Genomic DNA, 4,757 nt, shown 5'->3' with positions numbered 1-4,757 from the left:
TGTTCGCGTCAGACGATTTTAACCACTACGAGTCAGGAAGAAAACGCCAATATTAGTCAAAAAGAAAAAGCCACTATTATAATCAAACAAAAGTTCCTAAAATATGTGCTGAACCAATAATGCACAGAAAAGGAGCTTATGAATGAAAACAATAGTGACAAACTAAGTTTACCACAGGCGCTGGATCTTATAAAGGACAGAGAAAAAGAAAGTTTCTGCCTGGAAAAAGTTAATCTTGCAGAATTACAAAGATTAACCGGTATTACAAGAGCCAAATTAAGACGCCTAAAAGAGAACAATTTCAAAGAAAAACAGCATGGCCTGCTGGGGCGTAAATCCGAATCCACTGTTCTTTCTGGTTTTACAGGTGTAATAGACAATCTTCTGAGAAATAATGTAACAAACTCCGAAGTATTGTTTGAACAGCTTTGTAAGCTCGGATATGCAGGTGGTATGACAACCGTAAAGAATTATATTCTTGCTCACAAAGATTTAATTCCTGCAAAAAGGCAGATTGTCAGTCCTCAAGGGAACAGAGGCAGAAGATATTCAACAGAGCCGGGGCACTGTTTTCAGATGGACTGGGGCTTTGTTAAAGTCCGAGATTATTCCGGTTTTGAATATCAGGCTGCATGTTTTGCAATGATTTGTCATCACTGTGGAGAAAGATTCATAGAGTTTTTCCCAAATGCAAAGCAGGAAAACCTGTTCATTGGAATGATTCATGCATTTGCATACATGGGAGTTCCGCGATTCGTTCTGACAGACAACATGAAAAGTGTTGTTATCAAACGCGATTCAGATGGAAGTCCAATCTGGAATCATGATTACGAAGTATTCATGAAGACAATCGGATTTGAAACCCGATTATGTAAAGCATATCATCCATTCACAAAAGGAAAAGTTGAACGTCTTATACAGTTTGTAAAAGGTAACTTTTTAGCCGGAAGATGCTTTACAAACGTGACTGACCTGAACAGCAAGGCTCTGGAATGGTGTGCAAAGCAGAACAGTTCCTGGCATAAAAGCATCGACATGATTCCGCAGACAGAACATGATAAGGAATGTTCAAATGTCCTTGTCACGTTGCAGAAGTCGCCGGAAATACTTTTGTATCTTTGCCCGCCAAGAAGGATTTCTTTTGACGGTTTTGTTACTTATGAAGGCCGCCGATTTGGAATTCCTTACAGCTACAGCGGAAAGACTGTCAGAGTCTGCCGTAATGCCCAGATTTTGACAATCTATTCAGCAGATATGAGCCATCAGCTTGTAACACATGATGTTACATGGAGCCGAAGGGACAATTTCTGTAAAGACCAGTACGTTCTTCCTGAACAGCCTGAAGAGTTTCCTACGGCTGCAGTAAAAACAGTTATAGAGCAGACGGCTCCTGACCTTCCGTCAAATGCATTTGACCGCTTTGACTTCAGCAAGGAGGCCGGCGATGATTAAAAGCATTGATTTTCCGGAACTGGAAAAAGCTTTTTCTACGCTCAGAATAAAAATGACTGTCAGCGACTTTACAAACTTTGCAATGCAGAAAGATTTTTCAGCAGAACAGATAAGCTCGGTTATTGAAACATTTTCACAGCTTGCAAAACGAAAGGAACAGGCTTCAATTAATTTTCTTCTGAAATGTTCAAGGCTTCCGTTGAAGAATCCGAAGACCTTTGAAAATTTCCGCTTTGAGGATATAAAAGGCCGTGATTCAGAAAGACTTAGAAGTCTGAGTACGCTGGCAGCCCTGCATTCTCACAAGAATCTTGCCTTTATAGGTCCAGCAGGAACGGGAAAAACTCATCTTGCGATGGCTTTCGCCTATGAATGCTGCTGTAAAATGCTTAAGGCATATTTCATCAAAATGACTGAACTGAATGAACTGTTCACAGAGGCAAGAAAACTTGACCGTGTTGGGAAAGTTATGACCTCTCTTGTACAGCCTTCATGCCTAGTAATTGATGAAGTCGGACACTGCGTATTTGATGCTGAAAACACAAGGTTGTTTTTTGACCTTGTTGACCGGCGTTACAACAAAGAAGGCAGCTACAATATGATTTTTACCAGCAACAAGCAGCCGTCAGCATGGCGGCAGAACTTCACAGAAGAAGATTCTCTGCTTTGTGCTCTGGACAGAATCTTTGATGATGCCATGATTTTTAACTTCAACGGCGAGACTCACCGAGGACAGAAAAAGGAAGTTATAAGTCTAACAACAAAACGTGCAAAGACTGTCGCGCTGACAGAACAGCCAGAAAATAACCAGTAAAAGGAGGAAACTCTGTGCATTATTGGTTATTTTTATTTGACTAAAATTGGCGGTTTCTGTCTGACTCTAAATGGCTATTTTCTCCCGACTCTAACACCACGAAGGAACAGCTAATCTAAATAAGATTAGAACTTCAGTATCAAGAATTATGCGATAATTGTAAGCAATACAACTGAGATTGCGATAAAACTCATTAAATAGCGGCATGGACAATTTATTATTTCCTTATGAATAAAGCCGCTTTTGCTATTACAGGTAGAATCTCTTGATTATTGTTACATAAAGGTACAGTCAGCATAACTGTATCTCCACTTTTATATTTGTCAAATATAGATGAAGGGAGCATATCCATAACAGGTCTCCAGCCTGTTAATTCCGTATAATTATCAATACCATGGTTAAACCAGTCACTGTCTTCTATTCCTTTTGTTTTATATGTCACCTGTATAAATCTTTCATTTTCGAAAGGTTGCAGGATATCTTTTATTTTTTTATTTGTTTCTAATATTGTATGGAGAATTTTTAATTTAGTTATATATTTTGAAGGTGTTGTAGACAATTCTTCGTAAATATCTACATGATCATTTTGATTAATATAAAGATTTGCCCTTATTTTTTCCCTTGTTTTCAATAGCCTGGGGATTCTTACGATACAAGAAACTTTTATAAGTTCACACTGAGCGTGCTTATTATCTGATAGAGGACATATTGGAATTGTTATTGTAAAAGTATCGCCATGTTTATATTTTACAAACAGGGAAAATGGCAGTGTTTTTATAGTAGGTTTCCAGCCTTCTAAGGATGAATAATTTGTAATACCATTCGTAAACCAATCAACATCATCTTTAAGAGAAGAAAATCGCACAGAAACAAAGCGTTCTTCCTCAAAAGGTGTATTTAAAACTCCGCAATTATTATATATGGATTTTAATTCTTGCAAATAATCATAAGTCAACGATTTTTTATCATCTTTAATACTAATTATATTATCAAAAGAAAATGTAATATTTGCTCTTATAAATTCTTTATCTTCCATTTAGTTGTACATCCTTTTTTATTATACAGCAGATTAATATTTATTTTATTTATAGTCGGGCAGGGTGTTTACAGCACCCTACCCGATTCTGTTCTTACCTCAATAATAGAATCACAACGCCGGCCATCGTTCCTAATGCCGGAAGCGTGTCAGAAGATTTCTCTGCAACTGACTGTACAGATGTTGGAAAAAAAACTATGCGTCAAATACAACAATATCTTTCAAATCATCCTGTTCTGAACCTTCAACCTTTTCCCATTGAGATTTAGAACCCTTATAGACTATAGTTAGTAAACTTTGGTCGGCAAAATCTCCAATTATTTGAATATTACCTATGATTTCACTACTTGATTTTCTGGCACATCCACTGAAAGCATCATTTCCGATTTTAGCAACACTGTTTGGGATAGTCACTTTTCTTAAATTTAATCCGGCAAAAGCTTTTTCTCCTATTTCTGATATACCATTTGGAATTATTATGCTAGTTAAAGATCGGTCTGAACAGTAAAGTAATTTTTTACCCTCGATGCATAGTCCGTTGGTTATATTTATGAACTTACTATGTAATTCGTTTATTTTGCAATGATAAAAGGGAATACTTCCAATTTTTGTAACGCTGTCAGGAAAAACCACATTCGTTAAACTTGTACAACTCTCAAATGCATAATCTCCAATTTCTGTAACGCTGTCTGGGATAATCACACTTTTCAGACTGCAAGCACAAAATGCATAATTTCCTATTCTAGTTACGCTATCTGGTATAACCACGCTTTTCAAACTTGTACATGTTTCAAACGCATATGCCCCGATTTCAGTAACACCATTTGGAATAATAATACTGGTTAGTCCACATCCAAAAACGCTTTTTTTCCGATTTTTTTAACAGTTTTTGGGATGGTCACGCTAACCATATTTGTATGTAAGTCAAACGCATGTATACCAATTTCGGTAACCCCCTCGGGAATTACAACTTTTCTTGCATCTGTTTTACACCATATTAGAACATTGTTTTCGATTTGAAACTGCGTACTAATTTTTTTCATTTTTTCCTCCTATGATAGAATAGCATATATACTATGACGAAGTATGTCAGTTCTAAAATTGTAATATTAAATTTAATCAAAGTCCGACAAATCCATTCTCATAATTTTTTCAGCACAGTCGCTTTCATTTACGACCAGATTATGTACAATTTCCGTGCCGTCTTTTATCCGAATTAGATAATTACCGTTATCGACATCGGAAAGTTCCCAGTCAAAACGGGAATCTCTGAATTTTTTTGTCAGTAATGATTTTATAAGTCCGACTGTCATCTGATCCAATTTCGCCTGTTTTTTGACTTCAAGGATTTTTTTTGCGTAGTCCTTGTGTATGACTTTAAGCATTTTCAGCAATTCTTCGATGGAAGTATAGGGAAGGAAAGGCAGGAAAGTGTTTGTCAGGAACTCCTTGCTG

At 36.8% G+C, this 4,757-nt stretch carries 6 protein-coding genes; 2 read left to right on the top strand and 4 right to left on the bottom strand.

The window, feature by feature from the left end; all coding sequences use genetic code 11:
• Window positions 1-138 precede the first annotated feature (138 nt).
• Entirely contained in the window at window positions 139-1,452 is a 1,314-nt protein-coding gene (istA, locus tag ACKI5B_RS08475; RefSeq protein WP_407427736.1) for an IS21 family transposase, read from the top strand.
• A complete protein-coding gene (locus ACKI5B_RS08470) occupies window positions 1,445-2,266 on the top strand; it encodes an ATP-binding protein (protein ID WP_407427734.1) in 822 nt (273 codons plus the stop codon). Before istA ends, ACKI5B_RS08470 begins: the two co-directional genes overlap by 8 nt.
• A 217-nt stretch (window positions 2,267-2,483) precedes the next feature.
• On the opposite strand, the gene ACKI5B_RS08465 is transcribed toward ACKI5B_RS08470, so the two are convergent.
• From ACKI5B_RS08465 to ACKI5B_RS08450, 4 genes are all read right to left on the bottom strand, one after another.
• Window positions 2,484-3,302: a hypothetical protein gene (locus tag ACKI5B_RS08465; protein WP_407427732.1), complete on the bottom strand. Its 819-nt coding sequence runs from the start codon at window positions 3,300-3,302 to the stop codon at window positions 2,484-2,486.
• A gap of 195 nt (window positions 3,303-3,497) precedes the next feature.
• Window positions 3,498-4,112, bottom strand: a complete 615-nt coding sequence (locus ACKI5B_RS08460; protein WP_407427738.1) for a leucine-rich repeat domain-containing protein — start codon at window positions 4,110-4,112, stop codon at window positions 3,498-3,500.
• Between the two features lie 32 nt (window positions 4,113-4,144).
• Window positions 4,145-4,345, bottom strand: a complete 201-nt coding sequence (locus ACKI5B_RS08455; protein ID WP_407427730.1) for a leucine-rich repeat protein — start codon at window positions 4,343-4,345, stop codon at window positions 4,145-4,147.
• Between the two features lie 72 nt (window positions 4,346-4,417).
• Window positions 4,418-4,757, bottom strand: a 340-nt coding sequence (locus ACKI5B_RS08450) for a hypothetical protein (RefSeq protein WP_407427728.1), incomplete at its 5' end; no start/stop codon positions are given.

Source organism: Treponema sp., assembly GCF_045657965.1.
Taxonomy (GTDB): Bacteria; Spirochaetota; Spirochaetia; order Treponematales; family Treponemataceae; genus Treponema_D.
The sequence above is the reverse complement of the archived record's forward strand: the minus strand, read 5'-3'. Positions and strand labels throughout refer to the sequence as shown.

Coding starts and splice junctions, on each gene's coding strand:
- ACKI5B_RS08465 (WP_407427732.1), bottom strand. CDS start 3,302: ATGGAAGATAAAGAATTTATAAGAGCAAATATTACATTTTCTTTTGAT.
- ACKI5B_RS08455 (WP_407427730.1), bottom strand. CDS start 4,345: ATGAAAAAAATTAGTACGCAGTTTCAAATCGAAAACAATGTTCTAATA.
- istA (WP_407427736.1), top strand. CDS start 139: ATGAATGAAAACAATAGTGACAAACTAAGTTTACCACAGGCGCTGGAT.
- ACKI5B_RS08470 (WP_407427734.1), top strand. CDS start 1,445: ATGATTAAAAGCATTGATTTTCCGGAACTGGAAAAAGCTTTTTCTACG.